Source organism: Streptomyces sp. KLMMK, assembly GCF_036961605.1.
GTDB lineage: Bacteria > Actinomycetota > Actinomycetes > Streptomycetales > Streptomycetaceae > Streptomyces > Streptomyces telluris.
In genome coordinates this window covers 1-20,661 of sequence record NZ_JBAMDC010000091.1, presented here as the reverse complement: position 1 = coordinate 20,661, position 20,661 = coordinate 1, and the positions used below count along the sequence as shown (strand labels likewise).

The following is a 20,661-nucleotide window of genomic DNA, read 5'->3' as shown; positions in this document are numbered from 1 at the left end:
TGGTGCCGGCGGCTCGCCCTGGTCCGGTCGTGAGGTCCGGTCAGATCCTGGTCCAGGCCTCCGCCAGCACGCCGCGGACGATCTGCTCGATCTCGTCGAACGTCGACTGGTCGGAGATCAGCGGCGGGGCGACCTGGATGACCGGGTCGCCACGGTCGTCGGCCCGGCAGTACAGGCCGTTCTCGAACAGCTTCTTGGACACGAAGCCGTAGAGCAGTTGCTCGCACTCCTCCGGCGTGAACGACTCCTTGGTGGCCTTGTCCTTGACCAGCTCGATGCCGTAGAAGAAGCCATTGCCGCGCACGTCGCCCACGATCGGCAGGTCGTGCAGCTTGGAGAGCGTCGCGTGGAACGCCGCCTCGTTGTCCAGCACGTGCTGGTTGAGGCCCTCGCGCTCGAAGATGTCGAGGTTGGTGAGGGCGACCGCCGCCGAGACGGGGTGGCCGCCGAAGGTGTAGCCGTGCAGGAAGGTGTTGCTGCCCTTGAAGAACGGCTCGGCGATCCGGTCGGAGATGACGGCCGCGCCGATGGGGGAGTAGCCGGACGTCATGCCCTTGGCGCAGGTGATGATGTCGGGCACGTAGCCGAACTTGTCGCACGCGAACATCGTGCCGAGGCGGCCGAAAGCACAGATGACCTCGTCCGAGACGAGCAGCACGTTGTACGTATCACAGATCTCGCGCACCCGCTGGAAGTAGCCGGGCGGGGGCGGGAAGCAGCCGCCCGCGTTCTGGACCGGCTCCAGGAAGACGGCCGCGACCGTGTCGGGGCCTTCGAAGAGGATCTGCTGCTCGATCTGGTCGGCGGCCCAGCGGCCGAACGCCTCGGGGTCGTCGCCGTGGATCGGGGCCCGGTAGATGTTGGTGTTGGGCACCTTGTAGGCGCCGGGGACGAGAGGCTCGAAAGGTGCCTTGAGGGCCGGCAGGCCGGTGATGGCCAGTGCGCCCTGGGGCGTGCCGTGGTAGGCGACGGCCCGGGATATCACCTTGTACTTGGTGGGGTTGCCGGTGAGCTTGTGGTACTGCTTCGCGAGCTTCCAGGCGGTCTCCACGGCCTCGCCGCCGCCGGTGGTGAAGAAGACCTTGTTGAGGTCGCCCGGGGCGTGGTGGGCGAGCCGCTCGGCGAGCTCGATCGCCTTGGGGTGCGCGTAGCTCCACACCGGGAAGAAGGCCAGCTCCTGAGCCTGCTTGGCGGCCGCCTCGGCCAGCTCGGCCCGCCCGTGGCCCGCCTGGACCACGAACAGCCCCGCGAGGCCGTCCAGGTAGCGCTTGCCCTTGTCGTCGAAGATGTAGGTGCCCTCGCCGCGCACGATGGTCGGCACGGGGGCGTTCTCGTACGACGACATGCGGGTGAAGTGCATCCACAGGTGGTCGTATGCAGTCTGGGAGAGGTCCTTGCTCACGGCTATCGGGTTCCCCACGTGTAGGTCTGCTTGCGGAGCTTGAGGTAGACGAAGCTCTCGGTGGAGCGCACGCCCGGCAGGGTCCGGATGCGCTTGTTGATCGTTTCGAGGAGATGGTCGTCGTCCTCGCAGACGATCTCGATGAGGAGGTCGAAGGAGCCTGCGGTCACGACGACGTACTCGACCTCGTCCATCGCGGTCAGGGCGTCGGCGACCGGATCGAGGTCGCCCTCGACGTTGATCCCGACCATCGCCTGCCGTCGCAGCCCCACGGTGAGCGGGTCGGTGACGGCGACGATCTGCATGACGCCCTGGTCGAGCAGCTTCTGGACACGCTGCCGCACGGCTGCCTCCGACAGCCCCACGGCTTTGCCGATCGCCGCGTAGGGGCGGCGGCCGTCTTCCTGGAGCTGCTCGATGATCGCCAGGGAGACTGCGTCGATCGGTGGCGTGCCGTGCACGCTCTTCGGGTCTGGACTACGAGTGGCCACGACTCCACTGTGCATGCGTCTCGCCCGTGTGGCAACCCTCAGGCGATGAAATTCGTTGTCCAGGTGCCGAGGAATAACTGATTCCGTCGTTCATGGGTGTGAGGTATGTCGAAAGCGTGGCCTCACTGACTAGGCTGACGGTCTCACCCAGTGGACATCTGACAGGAGGGGTGGCAGCCATGACCACCGAGCTGCGTCGTCTTCGCAATTTCATCGACGGGGAGTTCCGGGACGCCGCCGACGGGCGGACCACCGAGGTGGTCAATCCGGCCACAGGCGAGGCCTACGCCACCGCCCCGCTGTCGGGCGCCGTGGACGTGGACGCCGCCATGGCCGCGGCCGAGGCCGCCTTCCCGGCCTGGCGCGACCTCGTACCCGGAGAGCGCCAGAAGGTCCTCCTCAAGATCGCCGACGCCTTCGAGGCGCGCGCCGAGGAACTGATCGCCGCGGAGTCCGAGAACACGGGCAAGCCCGTCGCCCTCACCCGCAGTGAAGAGGTCCCCCCGATGGTGGACCAGATCCGCTTCTTCGCGGGCGCCGCGCGCATGCTCGAGGGCCGCTCCGCGGGCGAGTACATGGAGGGCCTGACCTCGATCATCCGGCGCGAGCCGATCGGCGTCTGCGCCCAGGTCGCCCCGTGGAACTACCCGATGATGATGGCGGTGTGGAAGTTCGCCCCGGCGCTCGCCGCGGGCAACACCGTCGTCCTCAAGCCCTCCGACACCACCCCCGCCTCCACCGTGCTCATCGCCGAGATCATCGGCGGCGTGCTGGAGGAGCTCGGGCACCCGAAGGGCGTCTTCAACGTCATCTGCGGCGACCGGGAGACCGGCCGCCTCATGGTCGAGCACCCGGTGCCGGCGATGGCCTCGATCACCGGCTCCGTGCGGGCCGGCATGCAGGTCGCCGAGTCCGCCTCCAAGGACCTCAAGCGCGTCCACCTGGAGCTCGGCGGCAAGGCCCCCGTCGTCGTCTTCGACGACGCCGACATCGCCAAGGCCGTCGAGGACATCTCGGTCGCCGGCTACTTCAACGCCGGCCAGGACTGTACGGCCGCCACCCGCGTCCTCGTCCACGAGTCGATCCACGACGAGTTCGTCACCGCGCTCGCCAAGGCCGCCGCCGAGACGAAGACCGGGCAGCCGGACGACGAGGACGTCCTCTACGGCCCGCTCAACAACGCCAACCAGCTCAAGCAGGTCGCCGGCTTCATCGAGCGGCTGCCCGGCCACGCCAAGCTCGAGGCGGGCGGGCACCGGGTGGGGGAGAAGGGATACTTCTTCGCCCCGACCGTCGTCTCCGGCCTCAAGCAGGACGACGAGATCGTCCAGCACGAGGTCTTCGGCCCCGTGATCACGGTCCAGTCCTTCGCGGACGAGGACCAGGCCGTCGCCTACGCCAACGGCGTCGAGTACGCCCTGGCCTCCTCGGTGTGGACCAAGGACCACGGCCGCGCCATGCGGATGTCCAAGAAGCTCGACTTCGGCTGCGTGTGGATCAACACCCACATCCCGCTGGTCGCGGAGATGCCCCACGGCGGCTTCAAGAAGTCCGGCTACGGCAAGGACCTGTCCGCCTACGGCTTCGAGGACTACACGCGCGTCAAGCACGTCATGACGTCGCTGGACTGACGGAGCCGGCGCCGCCTCGTGCGGTGGTGGGGCGGGGCCTGCCTCATGCGGTGAGGGCGGCCCGCCCCATGCGGCAAGGCGGGCCCCATGCCGTCCCGTGGCACGGGGCGGACGCAGACACCCCGCAGTGGTCCGTACCGGGTGTTTCCGGTGCGGACCACTGCGCGTCGTGCCCCGGTATCATCGACGGCCGGCCGTTCCCGGGCCGTCAAGGTGTCGGGAAGTGCAGTCGCCTCCCGGACAGGCCGTACATTGTCCGCGAAGATCCGCCCCGCCATGCTGCCCGAATGCGAGAGAAGCCCGTGAAGCCCCTGTCCCGCCGGACCCTGCTGCGCGCGCTGGGCGCCGGCGCCGGGGCCGCCGCACTCGCCGGGTGCGGAGTGCCCGCCGCGTACGTCGAGCCGGCCGACCGGGGCGCCGAGGACCGCTCCAGCCGCGACAAGAGCCTCGTCTTCGCCAACTGGCCCCTCTACATCGACGTCGACGAGGACGACCCGCAGAAGCGCCCCACCCTCGACGCCTTCGAGAAGCGCAGCGGGATATCGGTGAAGTACACCGAAGAGATCAACGACAACGACGAGTTCTTCGGCAAGGTCAGCCCCGCCCTGATGAACCATCAGGGGACCGGGAGGGACCTCATCGTCGTCAGCGACTGGATGGCCTCCCGCTACGTGCGCCTGGGCTGGGTCCAGGAGATGGACCGCTCCCGCCAGCCGAACGTCGACCGCAACCTCGACCCGCTGCTGCGCAAGCCCTCCTTCGACCCCGGCCGGCTGCACACCGTCCCCTGGCAGTCCGGCATCACGGGCATCGCGTACAACCGCAAGAAGCTCGGCCGGGAGATCCGGCACACCTCCGACCTGTGGAAGGACGACCTGCGCGGCCGGGTCACGCTGCTGGCCGGCCTGGACGAGGCGTACTCGCTGCTCATGCAGGGCAACGGCGCCGACGTCACCCGCTGGACCGCCGACGACTTCCACACCATGACCGACCAGCTGCGCCGCCTCGTGCGCAAGCGGCACATCCGCCGCTTCACCGGCAACGACTACATCAAGGACCTGTCGTCGGGCGACGTGCTCGCCTGCCAGGCGTACTCCGGCGACGTCATCCAGCTCCAGGCCGACAACCCCGACATCGAGTTCGTCGTCCCGGAGGAGGGCGCCGAGCTGTGGGCCGAGAGCCTCATGGTCCCCAACCTCGCTCGCCACAAGCGCAACGCCGAGGCGCTCGTCGACTACTACTACCGGCCCGAGGTGGCCGCCGAGCTCGCCGCGGCGGTCAACTACGTCTGCCCCGTGCCGGCCGCACGGGACGTTCTCGCCTCGTCCTCCGACAAGGAACTCGCGGAGCTCGCCGGGAACCTGCTCATCTTCCCGAGCGACGACATGCGTAAACGCCTTGCGACGGCGCGCGACATGACCGCGAAGGAGCGGCCCGGCTTCACCAAGGAGTGGAACGAGATCGTCGGGCTCTGATCGCGCCCGCCGCCGGGCCGCCCCATGCGCGCGGCCCCATGCGGCCGCTTCAGGCCGCCCCATGCGGCGGTGTACCGCCCCCGCCGCCTTATGCCGGACCCTCCGCCGCCCGGCCCCCGTTCAGCCGCGCAGCAGCGACCGCAACGTACCGACCCGGTTCGTGGTGATCGCGTCGACGCCTGCTGCCAGCAGCCGGCGCATCGTGAAGCGGGTGTCCGCGGTCCAGGCGGAGACCAGAAGCCCGTCGGAGTGGTTGCGGGCGACGAGTTCGGGGCTCACCAGCCCGAAGCGGTAGTTCAGCCAGCGCGGGGCCACGGCGTCGAGCAGGGCACGGCGCGGCGGCATCAGCGTCGTCCATGTCAGGGCGGTCTCCGCGGCCGGGTCCGCGCGGCGTACTGCGAGCATCGATGTCACACCACCGCAGTAGTACACGCGCTCCGCGGCTCCGCTCGTGTGCACCTCGGCGACGGCGGCCTCGGCGGCCGACGCGTCCGGCAGGTCGATGAACAGCCGCGGTCCGGACCGCTCTGCATCGAGCTGCAGGGCCTCGCGCAGGGTGGGCACGCCGCCGCCGGTCAGTTCCCGCAGTTCGTCCGCCGTGAGCGAGTCCAGGACCCGCGTGTGACCCCACAGGCGCTCGAGCGTCGCGTCGTGCAACAGCACGGGTACGCCGTCGCGCGTCAGCCGGACGTCGACCTCCACTGCCCCCGCCCCGGCCCGCAGGGCCGAACGGATCGAGGCGAGGGTGTTCTCCCGGAACAGGTACGGATCGCCGCGGTGGGCGACAGCGGTGACGGTGCGGGCGCTTGCAGCAGGGGAGTTCGGGCCGGTCATGGGGCCCATTGTGGCCGCGGCGCGCGCCCGCGGGGCTCAGCCCCGCCAGGTCGCGGTGTAGGCGTCGATCTCCGCCCGGAGCGCCTTCTTGCCCGTCTCGTCCATGAACGACGCCTCCACGGCGTTCTTGGCGAGCCCGGCGACACCTGCCGCGTCGAGCTCCAGGAGGCGTGCGGCGACGCCGTACTCCCGGTTGAGGTCCGTGCCGAACATGGGCGGGTCGTCGCTGTTGACGGTCACCAGGACGCCCGCGGCCACCATCTCCTTGATGGGGTGGCGGGCCAGGTCGGTCACGGCGCGGGTGGCGAGGTTGGACGTCGGGCAGACCTCCAGCGGGATGCGGTGCTCCGCCAGGTGGGCCAGCAGGGCCGGGTCCTGCGGGGCGCTGGTGCCGTGACCGATGCGCTCGGCGCGCAGGTCGACCAGGGCGTCCCAGATGGTCTGCGGGCCCGTCGTCTCGCCGGCGTGGGGCACGCTGTGCAGTCCCTCGGCGATGGCCCGGTCGAAGTACGGCTTGAACTGGGGCCGGGGCACGCCGATCTCCGGTCCGCCCAGCCCGAAGGAGACCAGCCCCTCGGGCTTGAGCTCGCAGGCGATCCGTGCGGTCTCCTCCGCGGCTTCCAGCCCCGCCTCGCCCGGGATGTCGAAGCACCAGCGCAGCACGACGCCCAGCTCCGTCTCGGCCGCCTTGCGGGCGTCCTCGATGGCCTCCACGAAGGCGGCGTCCGGGATGCCGCGCCTGGTCGAGCTGAAGGGGGTGACGGTCAGTTCGGCGTAGCGGATGTTCTGCCGCGCCATGTCGCGCGCGACCTCGTACGTCAGCAGCCGCACGTCCTCGGCGTCGCGGATCAGGTCGACGACAGAGAGGTAGACCTCGATGAAGTGGGCGAAGTCGCGGAAGGTGAAGAAGTCGGCCAGCGCCTCGGGGTCGGTGGGCACGGGCGAATCCGGGTGGCGGGCGGCCAGCTCGGCCACGATGCGCGGGGACGCCGACCCGAAATGGTGCACATGGAGCTCCGCCTTGGGGAGCCCGGCGATGAACGAGTCGAGTACGGACATGCATGCCTCCATGGCGCGGTCGGCTGGAGCCTGTCGACGGGTGCCGTTCATCGTATGCGGGACGTACGCGACGGTTGTCCTCAGGCCTTAGCATGACGGGTATCGACTGGGGAGGGCTATGTCTGACAAGGCAGCCGGGGCCGATGGGCACTCCGAGCCGCGGGACCCCGATCCCTGGGCTCCGCCGAAGCGGCGGGTCGCACTCGACAAGCCCGGCCGGCAGCCGGCGCCCGGGCAGCATGCCGAGCCCGCTCCGGTGCCCCATGCCGCAGCTGTGACGCCGCCTCAGCCTCTGGCACAGCCGGTGCCCCATGCCGCCGTGGCACCCTCCGGGCCCCATGCGCTGCCGGCGCCCCATGCCGCGTCCCCGCCCCATGCGGCTCCGCAGCCGCCCCATGCCCCCGCCCCGGGCACCGTGCCGCCCGTGCCCCTCGCGCCGACCGGCCCCGGCACGCCCAGCGCGTACCGGAGCGGCCCGTACGACCAGGCCCCGTACGGAGCGCCCGGCGGCCCCTCTGTGCCCCCGGGATCGGCTGCCCCCTACAGTCTGCAGGTGCCCTACGGCCAGGGCCCTTATGGTCAAAGCCCCTACGGCCCGGGTTCCTACCAGCCGGGCGCGTACGGCTATCCGGCGTCACTGCTCTACGCGCAGCAGCCCGTACCCAGTAACGGCCTGGGGCTGGCGGCCCTGGTGCTGGGCATCGTCGGCACCGTGTTCTCGCCCACCGTCGTCCTCGGGGCGGTGCTCGGCATCCTCGCCGTCATCTTCGGCGCCGTGGGCCGCGCCAAGGTGCGCGGCGGCGAGGCCACGAACCCCGGACAGGCCCTCGCCGGGCTGATCCTCGGTTGCGCGGCGCTCGTCGCCACAGTCCTGATGGTCATCGTCTACATCAACATCGATGTCGACGACAGTGACGGCCCCGTGCCCGACGACGAGCCAGGCGCGACGTACGGCGCCTACTTGTCGGCGCCGGTGCTGCTCGTGGACCGCGACGCCAGTCGCTGACGCGCCTCCATCAGCGCGAAGCCGAGGAGGTTGTCGCCCTGCCAGCGGGCGGGGTCCTGGGCGCGCTCGTCGTCGGCGGCCAGGCCGATGCCCCAGATCCGATCGAGCGGGCTGGCCTCGACCAGCACCCGCTCACCGGTGCCCAGCAGGAAGGCGCTCAGCGCCGCGTCCTGCGCGAACTTGTGGACGCTGCCCTCCACCACCAGCTCGAAGCGGTGCTGCCGCCACGTCTCCTCGTCGAAGCCGCGCACCTTGCGGCCCGCGTCCTTCGCCTGCTTGGGGTGCGACGCGGCGATCGCCTCCGCCTCGGCCTCCGCGTCGGCGAAGAGCCGCGCCTTGCCGGCCATCATCCAGTGCTCGGCCGTCGCGTAGACGGTGCCGTCCACCGTGAACGGCGAAGGCCACCACTGACTGAAGCAGCTCGCCCCGATGGTGCCGTCCCGACGTGCCTGGTGGCCCCAGAAATAGACGTACTTGAAATGCTCGCCGCGGGCGACGGCGGCCGTCAGCTCGGCCACCGAACGCGGGCCGTCCGCATGCTGCCCCGTGGGTGCGAATCCGTGCTGGTCCCCGTTGATCTTCATATCGGGCATTCTCGCATCGGCCCCGGGCAGTGGAACTGGGCTGACCGGGCACGACCGTTCCCCATAGCATTGCCCGACGCAGTTCAACGGAGGGGACCTTCTTCATGTCTGACTACAACCAGAATCCTTATGGGGCGCCCCAGCCGCCGGTGGCGCCCCAGCAGCCCGGTTACGGCTACCCGAGCCAGGCCCAGCCGGCGCAGGGCGGCTACCCCGGGCAGGGCGGGTATCCCGCGCCGGCGCAGAGTGCCTACCCGGCGCAGAGCGGCTACCCCTCCGCACCGCCGGTCCAGCCGCCCTACGGCTACGCGGGCGGGGTGCAGCCCAGCAACGGCATGGGCACCGCCGGCCTCGTCTGCGGCATCATCGGCGCCGTCTGCAGCCTCCTGGTCTTCCTGTGGTTCTTCGGGCTCATCCTGGGCATCCTCGGCATCATCTTCGGCGCAGTCGGCCGCTCCAAGGTCACGAAGGGCGAGGCGACCAACCGGGGCGCCGCCACCACCGGCATCGTCCTCGGCATCGTGGCCCTGGTGCTTCCCGTCCTGTGGTTCGCCTTCTTCGCGAGTCTCCTCGGCATCGGTGCCGGCTTGTAGCCGAACCGCACCCGCCCCGTGCCCCGGTCCCCGGGCCCCACGTCGGCGAGGGCCCCGTGCGGCACTTCGAAGGCTTGCCTCTCACTGATTCCGTCGCAGGACATGCGGACTGCGACGGAATCCCTTGTTGGTTACGGCCTCCTCTGCCAGGATCGGCTTCGGCGCCCCTGCGCGGTGCAGCGCAGAGGAGGGCGCAGCCGGCCGGAGGAGTGTGTTGATGGGCGCGACGGATCAACGGTTCGATGCGGCGGGGCGGTTCGCCGGCGGAGCCCAGTACGTCGGTGGCCGCTTGAGCCCCGGCACCTCGGGCCGCATGCACGCGGTCGTGGACCCCGCTACCGGCGAAGAGGTCCTCCGGTACGAACTGGCCGGTCCGGAGGACGTGGACGCCGCTGTCACAGCCGCCGTGGGGGCCTTTCCCGCGTGGGCGGGAGCGACCCCGGGGGAGCGCTCCGACGCACTGCACCGGTTCGCGGGCGTGCTTGCGGACCGCGCGGAGGAGTTCGCCCGCGCGGAGTCCGCCCAGTGCGGCAAGCCGATCCGTCTCACCACCGGGTTCGACGTGCCGGGCACCGTGGACAACACCGCCTTCTTCGCGGGCGCGGCGCGCCACCTGGAGGGCCGGTCCGCCGGCGAGTACAGCAGCGACCACACCTCCTACGTGCGCCGCGAGCCGATCGGTGTGGTGGGCTCCATCGCGCCCTGGAACTACCCCCTGCAGATGGCCGCGTGGAAGGTCCTCCCGGCGATCGCGGCGGGCAACACGATCGTGCTCAAACCCGCCGAGCTGACGCCCCTGACGTCGTTGATGTTCGCCCAGGCCGCGACCGAGGCCGGCATCCCCGACGGCGTCGTGAACGTGGTCTGCGGCGCCGGCGCGGACGCGGGGGAGCGCCTCGTGGGCCATCCGGACGTCGCCATGACGTCGTTCACCGGATCGACGGCGGTCGGCAGGCGCGTCGCCGAGATCGCCACGCGGACGGTCAAGCGGCTCCACCTCGAACTCGGCGGCAAGGCCCCGTTCGTCGTCTTCGACGACGCCGACCTCGAAGCGGCCGTGCACGGGGCGGTCGCCGGCGCCCTCATCAACACGGGGCAGGACTGCACCGCGGCCACCCGCGCCTACGTCCAGCGCCCCTTGTACGACGCGTTCGTCTCCGGGGTCGCCGACCTGATGGCGTCCGTGCGCCTCGGCGACCCCTTCGACCCCGCCACCGACCTCGGCCCGCTGGTCTCGTACGCCCAGCGGGACCGCGTCGCCGGCTGCGTGGACCGGGCGCGCTCGTACGCCACCGTGGTCACCGGCGGCACGGCGCCCGCGGGGGAGCTGGCCAAGGGCGCGTACTACCGCCCCACGCTCGTCACCGGAGCCGCCCAGTCCAGCGAGATCGTCCAGGACGAGGTCTTCGGCCCCGTGCTCGTCGTGCTGCCCTTCGGCAGCGACGACGAGGGCATCGCGCTCGCCAACGACACGCCGTACGGGCTGGCGGCCTCCGCATGGAGCCGGGACGTCTACCGCACGGGGCGGGCCACCAGGGAGATCAAGGCGGGCTGCGTGTGGGTCAACGACCACATTCCGATCATCAGCGAGATGCCGCACGGCGGTTACCGGGCATCAGGCTACGGAAAGGACATGTCTGCGTATTCCTTCGAGGAATACACCCAGGTCAAACACGTCATGTCCGACAACACCGCGGTGGCCCGCAAGCCCTGGCACCGGACCGTTTTCTCCCTGGGCTGACGCCCTTTTCCCGTGCCGGTTCTCCTGCTCGCTTCGTATTCCAGGCCTCAGGTGCCTTCTCCGGCCGGTTCGTGCGCCGGCCGGGAAATCATGGCCCGCCGTGCTTGCGGACCTCGCCGTAGTAGACCCGGGCCCAGTATTCGCAGCTGCCGGTTTTCGCCTTGGGCAGGGTGCGGCAGTAGGCGTACATGTCCGCCTTGAAATTCTTGTCCACGGCGAGACGGGTGGTGTGGTCGAACCGGCCCTGCTTCTTGTAGTTCCGGTACCCGAAGTCGTGCCGCTGGCAGGACGGAAGGAAGTTGAAGCCCATGGGCCGGTTGGGCGCCTGGGAGCAGCCGTCCGACGACCAGTCGAGCTTGTCGCTGTGGGCTCTGTCGTTGCGTACGGACTGGAACCGGTCCATCGAATGGTCGAAGAGAAGTTTGTCGGTGTACGTCTGGAGCGGAGGTTTCGGTGACGGTTGGGCGATTGCCGGTTCGGCTGCGGCCCCCATGAGCAGTGCGGCGCCCAGTGCCGTGACAGCTGTCACTCTTTTTCGGTAACCCAACGGTTTCCCCGTTTTCTGTGTTCCGTGCCGCGAGCGGATTTGTGCTGCCCGCTCGCTCCCCTGTGAGCAAGCATCAGGTTGGCAGGTCCATGCCCGAGTGATCCATGGGGATCATGGCACCGTTGCGTAACCAAAAGGCAACAACGGAATCCCTTGTTCGGGCCGAGTTGCTCTGCCAGGATCCTCGCTCAAAGTCCGTTGGAGCTACGGAAAGGGCACCTTGCATGGAGCGCTACCAGCCACGGACCACCGTGAACCGGCGGACTTTGCTGCGGGCCGGCGGAGCAGGTGCGCTCGCCTCCGGCGCGCTCGCGTCCCTCGCCGGCTGCGGCATCCCACCCGCGGGGCGTCCGGAGGGCGCTCCGGGCGCCTCCGAGGACCGCTCCGCGCACGAGCGGACCCTCGCCTTCTCCAGCTGGACCGAGTACATCGACACGGGCGCGGACGGCACGAGCCGCCCCACGCTCGACGACTTCAGGCGCTCGACCGGCATCGCCGTGACCTACACCGAGGACATCAACGACAACGTCGAATTCTTCGGCAAGGCCGGCAAACAGCTCGCCGCCGGCCAGGACATAGGCCGGGACCTGATCTGCGTCACCGACTGGATGGCCGGCCGCATGATCAGGCTCGGGTGGGCCCGGCGGCTCGACGCGGCTCACATGCCCAACGCGTACGCCAATCTCGCCCCGGGATTCCGCGCCCCCGACTGGGACCCCGGGCGCGTCCACTCGTATCCGTGGACCGGCATTCCCGCCGTCATCGCCTACAACCGCAAGGCCACCGGCGGCCGCAAGGTCGACTCCGTCTCCCAGCTCCTGGACGATCCGCGGCTCAAGGGCCGTGTCGGGCTCCTCTCCGAAATGCGCGACACGGTCGGCCTCACGCTTCTCGACATGGGCAGGAGGCCCGAAGAGGTCACCGCCGAGGAATACGACGACGCAGTCGCCCGCCTGCGCCGGTCCCGTGACCGCGGGCAGATCCGCCGCTTCACCGGCAACGACTACACGGGCGACCTCAACAAGGGTGACATCGCCGCCTGCATCGCCTGGGCGGGAGACCTCGTCCAGCTCCAGGCCGACAACAGCGACATCCAGTACGCGATCCCGGACGCGGGCTACATGCTTTCCAGCGACAATCTTCTGGTCCCCCGCACCGCCCGCCACCAGAGGAACGCCGAGCGCCTCATCGATTACTACTACCAGCCCAAGGTCGCCGCGCGGCTCGCCGCCGCCATCAACTACGTCAGCCCGGTCGCCGGGCTGCGGGACGAGCTCGCGAAGATCGACAAGAAGCTGGCCGAGAACGACCTGATCATCCCCAGCGAGGCGATGCTGGCGAAGGCCCATGCCTTCCGCTCCCTGACCGCCGCCGAGGAGAAGGCGTTCGAGGCCGCCTTCTCCGAGCTCACCGGCGCCTGAACCGCCGAAACGGGCCACCGGCGCGGCGCCCGGCCCCGGACATATGAGAACGTACGCGGCTGTACGTGCCGTACGTGCTCACGCCCCCGAGACCCCTGGACCCAAGACCCATGACAACAACCGCCCCGACCGACAGCAGCAGCGGCACGGACGTCCGCCTCACCGCCATCAGCAAGAGCTACGGCGCCTTCACCGCCGTCCACCCGCTCGACCTGAGCGTCCCCGCCGGCTCCTTCTTCGCCCTGCTCGGCGCCTCAGGCTGCGGCAAGACCACCACCCTGCGCATGATCGCCGGCTTGGAGCAGCCCACCTCCGGCACCGTCGAGCTCGCCGGACAGGACGTCACCGCCCTCCCCCCGCACAAGCGCCCCGTCAACACCGTCTTCCAGAGCTACGCGCTCTTCCCGCACCTCGACATCTACGAGAACGTCGCCTTCGGCCTGCGCCGCCGCGGAATCAAGTCCGTCAAGAAGCAGGTCGGCGACATGCTCGACCTCGTCCAGCTCGGCGACTACGCCCGCCGCAAGCCCCACCAGCTCTCCGGCGGCCAGCAGCAGCGCGTCGCCGTCGCCCGCGCCCTGATCAACCACCCCCAAGTGCTGCTGCTCGACGAGCCCCTCGGCGCCCTCGACCTCAAGCTGCGCCGGCAGATGCAGCTGGAGCTCAAGCGCATCCAGACCGAGGTCGGGATCACCTTCATCCACGTCACCCACGACCAGGAGGAGGCCATGACCATGGCCGACACGGTCGCGGTCATGAACGCCGGACGGGTCGAGCAGCTCGGCGCCCCCGCCGACCTCTACGAGACCCCCCGCACCACCTTCGTCGCCAACTTCCTCGGCACCTCGAACCTCATCACCGCCGAGGTCCTCGACGCCTCCGGCGAGACCCTCGTCCTGCGCGCCGCGGATACCAAACTCGCCCTGCCCCGGGCGCGATGTACCACCGCCCCCCGTGCGGGCGGGAAGCTCCTCGTCGGCATACGGCCGGAGAAGATCACCCTGACGCACGCCGACGACGCCGGCACCATCCCTGAGGGGCGCAACCGCGTCCACGGCCGCATCACCGCGTCCAGCTTCATCGGAGTCTCCACCCAGTACCTCGTCGACAGCCCCGTGGCCTCGGGCCTGTCGGTCTACGAGCAGAACATCGAGCGCGACAGCCGCCTCGCTCCGGGCACCGACGTCGTCCTGCACTGGAACCCCGGGCACAGCTTCGGCCTGGACGCCGCGCAGAGCATCGAGGCGGGCACGGACGCGGGGGAGGGCACCTGATGGCACTCGTCACCGACCAGCCCCCCGCGGCCCCCGCGCCGCCCCTCCGCACCGCCGCACGGGGCAGGAAGCTCACTCCGTACTGGCTCCTGCTCCCCGGCATCCTGTGGCTGCTCGTCTTCTTCGCCGCCCCGCTCGTCTACCAGGCCTCCACCTCGGTACAGACCGGATCGCTCGAAGAGGGCTTCGACGTCACCTGGCACTTCGCCACGTACTGGGACGCGCTGACCGAGTACTACCCCCAGTTCCTGCGCTCCGTCGCCTACGCCGCGACCGCGACGGCGCTCTGCCTCGCCCTCGGCTACCCGCTGGCTTACCTCATCGCCTTCAAGGCCGGCCGGTGGCGCAACGTCCTGATGATCCTCGTCATCGCGCCGTTCTTCACCAGCTTCCTCATCCGCACCCTCGCCTGGAAGACGATCCTCTCCGACGGCGGCCCCGTCGTCTCCGCCCTCGCGAGCCTGCACGTCCTCGACGTCACCAGCGCCCTCGGGGTCACCGACGGGCACCGCGTGCTCGCCACGCCCCTCGCCGTCGTCTGCGGCCTGACCTACAACTTCCTGCCGTTCATGATCCTGCCGCTGTACACGTCCCTGGAGCGCATCGACGCGCGGCTGCACGAGGCGGCCGGCGACCTCTACGCGCGCCCGCTGACGACCTTCCGCAAGGTGACCTTCCCGCTGTCCATGCCCGGCGTCGTCGCCGGCACGCTGCTCACCTTTATCCCCGCCACGGGCGACTACATCAACGCCGAGCTGCTCGGCTCCACCGACCAGAAGATGATCGGCAACGTCATCCAGTCCCAGTTCCTGCGCGTCCTGGACTACCCGACCGCCGCCGCCCTGTCCTTCATCCTCATGGCCGCCATCCTCGCCATGGTCACCGTCTACATCCGCAAGTCCGGGACGGAGGACCTGGTCTGATGACTGCTACGCCCGCCCGCCGGACCGTCCTCTCCAGCCGCCCCGTGCGGTGGCTCCGCCGCAACCTCGTCGTGCTCGCGGGGCTGGCCACACTGGCCTACCTCGTGCTGCCCAACGTCGTCGTCACCGTCTTCTCGTTCAACAAGCCCAACGGCCGCTTCAACTACGAGTGGCAGCGCTTCTCCACCGACGCCTGGACCGACCCGTGCGGCGTCGCCGACCTGTGCGGCTCCCTCTCGCTCAGCTTGCAGATCGCCGTCTGGGCGACCGTGGGCGCCACCGTCCTGGGCACGGCGCTCGCCTTCGCGCTCGCCCGCTACCGTTTCCGCGCCCGGTCCTCCGTCAGCACCCTGATCTTCCTGCCGATGGCCATGCCCGAGGTCGTCATGGCCGCCTCGCTGGCCACCCTCTTCCTCAACATGGGCGTCACCTTCGGCTTCTGGACCATCCTGATCGCCCACATCACGTTCTGCCTGAGCTTCGTGGTGACGGCCGTCAAGGCCCGGGTGATGTCCATGGACCCCCGGCTCGAACAAGCCGCCCAGGACCTCTACGCCACCCCGCTGCAGACCTTCCTGCGGGTCACCCTCCCGATCGCCGCCCCGGGCATCGTGGCGGGCGCCCTGCTCTCCTTCGCCCTGTCCTTCGACGACTTCATCATCACCAACTTCAACTCCGGCTCGACTGTGACCTTCCCCATGTTCGTCTGGGGATCCGCACAACGGGGCACACCCGTTCAAATCAATGTCATCGGAACGGCGATGTTCGCCGTCGCCGTGCTGTGCGTCCTCGTCGGTCAGCTGATCGGCGGGCGCCGAAAAAGGAGCTGAGAACATGGCCGCTCGTGCCATGAACCCTGTCCAAGCACTTTCCGACGCCGCTTTCCGGCCCTACTGGCTCGACGACCCCTCCCGGCCGGAGGCGCTCCCGGCGCTCGTCGGCGACGAGCACTGCGACCTGCTCGTCGTCGGCGGCGGATACTCCGGGCTGTGGACCGCGCTCCTCGCCAAGGAGCGCGACCCCGGCCGGGACGTCGTCCTCATCGAGGCCCAGGAGACCGGCTGGGCCGCCTCCGGCCGCAACGGCGGCTTCTGCTCCGCCTCCCTGACCCACGGCTGGGCCAACGGGGCGGCACGCTGGCCGGACGAGCTCACCACGCTGCACAAGCTCGGCCTGCAGAACCTCGACGACATCGAGGCCACCCTCGCCCGCCACGGCATCGACTGCGACTTCGAGCGCACCGGCGAGATCGACATCGCCACCGCCCCGCACCAGGTGCACGAGTTGCAGGAGGCCGCGGAGGAGCTCGAGGCACTCGGCATCACCGGGTACGAATACCTCGACCGGGAGGCCCTGCGCGCCGAGGTCCGCTCCCCGACCTTCCTCGCCGGCCTCTGGGACCGGGACGGGGTGGCGATGCTGCACCCCGCCCGGCTCGCATGGGGCCTCAAGCGCGCCTGCACGGAGCTCGGCGTGCGCATCTACGAGCACACGCCGGGCACCGAACTGTCCTCCCGCGCCGCCGGCATCGCCGTACGCACCCCCTACGGGCGCGTCTACGCCCGGCACGCCGCGCTCGGCACCAACGCCTTCCCCTCGCTCGTCAAGCGCGTCCGCCCGTACATCGCCCCCGTCTACGACTACGCGCTCATGACGGAGCCCCTGAACGCCGGACAGCTCGATGCCATCGGCTGGAAGGGACGGCAGGGACTGGGAGACGCCGCCAACCACTTCCACTACTTCCGCATCACGCCCGACCACCGCATCCTGTGGGGCGGTTACGACATCGTCTACCACTACGGGGGCGGCGTCCGGGCGGAGTACGACCACCACCCGGCCACGTACCAGAAGCTCGCCGAGCACTTCTTCCGCTGCTTCCCCCAGCTCGAAGGCGTGCGCTTCACCCACACCTGGGGCGGCGCCATCGACACCTGCTCGCGCTTCTCCGCCTTCTTCGGCACGGCGCACGGCGGCAAGGTCGCCTACGCCCTCGGCTACACGGGCCTGGGCGTCGGCTCCACCCGCTTCGGGGCCGACGTCATGCTCGACCTGCTCTCCGGGGAGCGCACGGAGCGGACAGAGCTGGAGATGGTGCGCAGCAAGCCGCTGCCGTTCCCGCCCGAGCCGGTGCGCTCCATGGGCATCGGTATCACCCAGTGGTCGATGACGAAGGCCGACGAAAACGGCGGCCGCCGCAACCTGTGGCTGAAGGCCATGGACAAGGTGGGCCTGGGGTTCGACAGCTGAGGGCGGGCGGGGGCCTCGCGTCTCGTGCCTGGTGCAGGCCCCATGCCGGGCCCCATGCTCCGGCCCCGTGCAGGCGGCGGGCCCGCCCCATGCGCCCTCGGGGCGCACGGGGGCGCGCCGTCCTGCGGACAGTGAACCCTTCACCCCCGGTCGGACCCGGAAACCGTGTAATGATCCGCGCTCCGCGGCCTCTCCATCCGTGAACGCAGGACGAGCGAACACGGAACGGAGGCACCGCCATGAGTGACGACGCGGAGAAGCGGAGCGCGATGGAGTGGCTGGCGAGGGCCGCACCCGACCCCGGGACCTGCCGGTGGGAGTGGGAGCGCAACCCCCTCGGGGTGGCACTGTTGCCCGCCGGCAGGCTTTGGGACGTTCTCATCCTCCCCAGCGAGCTGGGCCGCCCCACGCTGGAGGTCCTCACCCGCTGCACAGCACGGGTCGGTCCCGTCCTGGCCGACTTCGGCGACTGCCGCATGGGCTTCTTCGTCCCCCCGGGCACTGCCGCGAGGTGGTTCGCCACGGGCGTACGGGCCGCCGGGGCCGGCAGCTGGGTCGTCGTCCCTCACCCGGGGCGGGCGGCTTCGGGCGTCCGCTGGGTGGTGCCGCCCGACGGCGACGGCACGCTCACCGATCCGGCACTGCTGGAACTGTCGATGCACGAGGCCGCCGCGGACCTGGCCGGTGGACAGGAAGGGTGAGGGCCCGTGCCAGCCCCCACAACAGCACGCCCGACAGGCACCACGCGCCCACCACATCCAGCGGCCAGTGATAGCCACACCGCACCAGGCCGACCGCGACGCCTGCGTTCAGGAGGATGTACGCCACGGCTGCCCACGCGCGTGCGCGCGCGTGCCGGTTGCGGGGCCTCATGCCGTCGGGTTCCGCATGGGGCGGCGCATCGGCAGGGGCGGCGGCATGGGGCAGCGAGCGGGCAGGCTCCGCATGGGGCGGCGTCACGGAGGCACCGGCATGGGGCGGCGTGCGGAACGAGTCGGCACGGGGCGCCAGAAGCAGCAGCACAGCCGCCCCGTATGCGACGGCGGCGGTGGCTGTATGCCCTGAAGGGAAGAAGCCGTCGTGCGCCCCGGTCGCCGCCATGGCCGGGGGCCCCGTGCGGCCGATCCAGGACTTCACCGGTACGACGACGGCCGGTACGGCCGCCATGGCGAGGGCTGCCCACAGCGGCGGCACCCACGGCCTGGGGCCGCGGCGGCGCAGCAGTGCTGACACGGCCATGGCCACGACCAGCACGGGCACCGCGACCGATGCGTTGCCGAGGTCGGCGAGGAATTGCGCGGCTGCGCCGGGGAACGAGGAGCCGGACACCGTACGGCCGAGGTCCTCGTCGAGCGTCCGCACGGGGCCGCGCGCCGCGACCTGCCAGGTGACCAGAGCGAAGAGCAGCGCACAGAACGCCGGGAAGAGCCCGCGCACGAGGCGGCGGGACCGTGCCGGCGGCCCCGGAACAGGGGGGGAGGTTCCGAGGCCGCCGTGAGGACCGGGGTGCCGCGCGCCCCGGGGGGTATGGGGCGGGCGGCCATCCGATCGGTGAGGATGTCCGGAGCGCAGGGCTCCAGTGGTGTGCGCGAAGGCACGGCCGGGTCGGCACTGGGGAAGTACCGGCTCGGCTCCGTCCGCAGTCCCCTGCGGACGAGGTGTTTCTCTCATCTGCAGAAACCGTACGGCAGGGCGGGCGGTCCGGACAGCCGGATCACTCGTCCACCACCCGCTCCGCACAGGTTCTTCACCCGCAACCCCCCTCACCGGCGGCTACAGGCGGGCGAAAGCGGCCTCGATGATGTCCAGGCCCTCGTTGAGCAGGTCCTCGCCGATGACCAGCGGCGGCAGGAAGCGCAGCACGTTGCCGTACGTGCCGCAGGTGAGCACGAGCAGGCCCTCCGCGTGGCAGGCCTTGGCGAGCGCGCCGGCGGCCTCCGGGTTGGGGTCCTTGCTGCCGGACTTCACCAGCTCGATCGCGATCATGGCGCCGCGGCCGCGGATGTCGCCGATGATGTCGAACTTCTCCTGCATGCCGGAGAGGCGGTCCTTCATGACCTCCTCGATGCGCTTGGCCTTCGCGTTGAGGTCCAGCTCGCGCATGGTCTCGATCGCGCCGAGCGCCGCCGCACAGGCCACCGGGTTGCCGCCGTAGGTGCCGCCCAGGCCGCCCGCGTGCGCCGCGTCCATGATCTCGGCGCGGCCGGTGACGGCGGCGAGCGGCAGGCCGCCCGCGATGCCCTTGGCCGTCGTGATCAGGTCGGGGACGACGCCCTCGTCCTCGCACGCGAACCACTGGCCCGTGCGGCAGAAGCCGGACTGGATCTCGTCCGCGACGAAGACGATGCCGTTGTCCTTCGCGAACTGCGCGATGCGCGGCAGGAAGCCCTTGGCCGGCTCGATGAAGCCGCCCTCGCCGAGCACCGGCTCGATGATGATCGCGGCGATGTTGTCGGCGCCGACCTGCTTGGTCATGGCGTCGATGGCCTGGGCCGCGGCCTCCTCGGCGCAGTTCTCCGGGCCGGTGGGCCAGCGGTAGCCGTAGGCCACCGGCACGCGGTAGACCTCGGGGGCGAACGGGCCGAAGCCGTGCTTGTACGGCATGTTCTTGGCGGTGAGCGCCATCGTCAGGTTCGTACGGCCGTGGTAGCCGTGGTCGAAGACGACGACGGCCTGGCGCTTGGTGTACGAGCGGGCGATCTTGACCGCGTTCTCGACGGCCTCGGCGCCCGAGTTGAACAGCGCGGACTTCTTGGCGTGGTCACCCGGCGTCAGCTCGGCGAGCTGCTCGCAGACCTCCACGTAGCCCTCGTAGGGCGTCACCATGAAACAGGTGTGGGTGAAGTCGGCGAGCTGCGCGGTGGCGCGGCGCACCACGGCCTCGGCGGAGCTGCCGACGGAGGTTACGGCGATGCCGGAGCCGAAGTCGATCAGGGAGTTGCCGTCCACGTCCTCGATCACGCCGCCGCCGGCGCGCTTGGTGAACACCGGCAGCGTCAGGCCAACGCCACCTGCGACCGCAGCGTTCTTCCGGGCCAGCAGCTCCTGCGACTTCGGGCCGGGGATCGCGGTGACGATGCGGCGCTCCTGGGGGAGGGCCGGGCCTCCGGTCAGTTCGGTCATGAGGTGCTCCAGGGGGAGAGAACGGGCTTCCAACGGACTTTTAGTCGCAGGCTAGGGGCGGGAGCGGGGGTCGGGCATGTTCCGTTCGGGAGAAGTGGGCGCGTCGCGTTGTCCGTACCGGACATGGCGGGGCGTGACAGGGCGTGACGGGTCCGTCAGCGCGTTCCTCGGGTGATCATGCGCTCGGCATGGCCGGGGACGCTGAACTCGCCCCGGCCGACCACTAGATTGAGCGGCGGCGCGCACTCAGACGAGAAAGCCAGAAGTCGGCCGGCGGGGGGCGAGGGGCAGCGATGGAGCACGAGGGCAC

Annotated in this window: 19 protein-coding genes; 11 read left to right on the top strand and 8 right to left on the bottom strand. The window is 70.4% G+C overall.

Annotated features, from left to right (window positions below; translation table 11 throughout):
- Positions 1 to 40 precede the first annotated feature (40 nt).
- Complete coding sequence (locus V7793_RS16225; protein ID WP_058046498.1) at positions 41 to 1,420, bottom strand: aspartate aminotransferase family protein; 1,380 nt, start codon at positions 1,418 to 1,420, stop codon at positions 41 to 43.
- On the bottom strand, positions 1,405 to 1,908 hold the full coding sequence (locus V7793_RS16220) for an Lrp/AsnC family transcriptional regulator (RefSeq protein ID WP_058046499.1): 504 nt from the start codon (positions 1,906 to 1,908) through the stop codon (positions 1,405 to 1,407). Before V7793_RS16220 ends, V7793_RS16225 begins: the two co-directional genes overlap by 16 nt.
- 164 nt (positions 1,909 to 2,072) lie before the next feature.
- On the opposite strand from V7793_RS16220, the gene V7793_RS16215 reads away from it, so the two are divergent.
- Positions 2,073 to 3,524 (top strand): gamma-aminobutyraldehyde dehydrogenase, encoded by a 1,452-nt coding sequence (locus tag V7793_RS16215; RefSeq protein ID WP_336007058.1) that lies wholly within the window; start codon positions 2,073 to 2,075, stop codon positions 3,522 to 3,524.
- Positions 3,525 to 3,811: 287 nt separating this feature from the next.
- The gene (locus V7793_RS16210; RefSeq protein WP_336007056.1) at positions 3,812 to 4,999 is read left to right on the top strand and encodes a polyamine ABC transporter substrate-binding protein; all 1,188 of its coding nucleotides are present in this window, start codon (positions 3,812 to 3,814) and stop codon (positions 4,997 to 4,999) included.
- Positions 5,000 to 5,119: 120 nt separating this feature from the next.
- On the opposite strand, the gene V7793_RS16205 is transcribed toward V7793_RS16210, so the two are convergent.
- Positions 5,120 to 5,833 carry a glycerophosphodiester phosphodiesterase gene (locus V7793_RS16205; RefSeq protein WP_336007053.1) on the bottom strand — a complete coding sequence of 238 codons (714 nt, stop codon included), beginning with the start codon at positions 5,831 to 5,833 and terminating at the stop codon, positions 5,120 to 5,122.
- A gap of 36 nt (positions 5,834 to 5,869) precedes the next feature.
- A complete protein-coding gene (locus V7793_RS16200; RefSeq protein ID WP_336007050.1) occupies positions 5,870 to 6,892 on the bottom strand; it encodes an adenosine deaminase in 1,023 nt (340 codons plus the stop codon).
- A 424-nt stretch (positions 6,893 to 7,316) separates the two neighbouring features.
- Between V7793_RS16200 and V7793_RS16195 the strand changes: the two genes are divergently transcribed.
- Positions 7,317 to 7,898, top strand: coding sequence for a DUF4190 domain-containing protein (locus V7793_RS16195; protein WP_336007047.1), 582 nt, complete (start codon positions 7,317 to 7,319; stop codon positions 7,896 to 7,898).
- Here V7793_RS16195 and V7793_RS16190 read toward each other — a convergent pair.
- Entirely contained in the window at positions 7,850 to 8,482 is a 633-nt protein-coding gene (locus V7793_RS16190; RefSeq protein ID WP_336007045.1) for an NADAR family protein, read from the bottom strand. The genes V7793_RS16195 and V7793_RS16190 overlap by 49 nt on opposite strands.
- A 104-nt stretch (positions 8,483 to 8,586) precedes the next feature.
- On the opposite strand from V7793_RS16190, the gene V7793_RS16185 reads away from it, so the two are divergent.
- Complete coding sequence (locus V7793_RS16185) at positions 8,587 to 9,075, top strand: DUF4190 domain-containing protein (RefSeq protein ID WP_336007043.1); 489 nt, start codon at positions 8,587 to 8,589, stop codon at positions 9,073 to 9,075.
- Positions 9,076 to 9,292: 217 nt separating this feature from the next.
- Positions 9,293 to 10,816 (top strand): gamma-aminobutyraldehyde dehydrogenase, encoded by a 1,524-nt coding sequence (locus V7793_RS16180; RefSeq protein ID WP_336007041.1) that lies wholly within the window; start codon positions 9,293 to 9,295, stop codon positions 10,814 to 10,816.
- Between the two features lie 88 nt (positions 10,817 to 10,904).
- Here V7793_RS16180 and V7793_RS16175 read toward each other — a convergent pair whose 3' ends face one another.
- Positions 10,905 to 11,345: a phospholipase gene (locus tag V7793_RS16175; RefSeq protein ID WP_336007039.1), complete on the bottom strand. Its 441-nt coding sequence runs from the start codon at positions 11,343 to 11,345 to the stop codon at positions 10,905 to 10,907.
- A gap of 242 nt (positions 11,346 to 11,587) precedes the next feature.
- Here V7793_RS16175 and V7793_RS16170 point away from each other — a divergent pair, with 242 nt between their 5' ends.
- The 6 genes from V7793_RS16170 (at position 11,588) to V7793_RS16145 (ending at position 17,929) form a co-directional block, all read left to right on the top strand.
- A complete protein-coding gene (locus V7793_RS16170) occupies positions 11,588 to 12,784 on the top strand; it encodes a polyamine ABC transporter substrate-binding protein (protein WP_336007037.1) in 1,197 nt (398 codons plus the stop codon).
- A 110-nt stretch (positions 12,785 to 12,894) separates the two neighbouring features.
- Positions 12,895 to 14,058, top strand: a complete 1,164-nt coding sequence (locus tag V7793_RS16165) for an ABC transporter ATP-binding protein (protein WP_336007035.1) — start codon at positions 12,895 to 12,897, stop codon at positions 14,056 to 14,058.
- On the top strand, positions 14,058 to 14,981 hold the full coding sequence (locus tag V7793_RS16160) for an ABC transporter permease (protein WP_336007032.1): 924 nt from the start codon (positions 14,058 to 14,060) through the stop codon (positions 14,979 to 14,981). The genes V7793_RS16165 and V7793_RS16160 overlap by 1 nt, the downstream gene beginning before the upstream one ends.
- The gene (locus V7793_RS16155) at positions 14,981 to 15,811 is read left to right on the top strand and encodes an ABC transporter permease (RefSeq protein WP_336007030.1); all 831 of its coding nucleotides are present in this window, start codon (positions 14,981 to 14,983) and stop codon (positions 15,809 to 15,811) included. Before V7793_RS16160 ends, V7793_RS16155 begins: the two co-directional genes overlap by 1 nt.
- 4 nt (positions 15,812 to 15,815) lie before the next feature.
- Positions 15,816 to 17,228: an NAD(P)/FAD-dependent oxidoreductase gene (locus V7793_RS16150; RefSeq protein WP_336007028.1), complete on the top strand. Its 1,413-nt coding sequence runs from the start codon at positions 15,816 to 15,818 to the stop codon at positions 17,226 to 17,228.
- Between the two features lie 239 nt (positions 17,229 to 17,467).
- Positions 17,468 to 17,929 carry a hypothetical protein gene (locus V7793_RS16145; RefSeq protein ID WP_336007026.1) on the top strand — a complete coding sequence of 154 codons (462 nt, stop codon included), beginning with the start codon at positions 17,468 to 17,470 and terminating at the stop codon, positions 17,927 to 17,929.
- Here the strand turns inward: V7793_RS16145 and V7793_RS16140 are convergent.
- Together V7793_RS16140 and gabT are read right to left on the bottom strand one after the other, a co-directional pair.
- Positions 17,856 to 18,665 carry a phosphatase PAP2 family protein gene (locus tag V7793_RS16140; RefSeq protein WP_336007023.1) on the bottom strand — a complete coding sequence of 270 codons (810 nt, stop codon included), beginning with the start codon at positions 18,663 to 18,665 and terminating at the stop codon, positions 17,856 to 17,858. The two genes, V7793_RS16145 and V7793_RS16140, sit on opposite strands and share 74 nt — an antisense overlap.
- A gap of 336 nt (positions 18,666 to 19,001) precedes the next feature.
- The gene (gabT, locus tag V7793_RS16135; RefSeq protein WP_336007021.1) at positions 19,002 to 20,351 is read right to left on the bottom strand and encodes a 4-aminobutyrate--2-oxoglutarate transaminase; all 1,350 of its coding nucleotides are present in this window, start codon (positions 20,349 to 20,351) and stop codon (positions 19,002 to 19,004) included.
- Between the last annotated feature and the right edge of the window lie 310 nt (positions 20,352 to 20,661).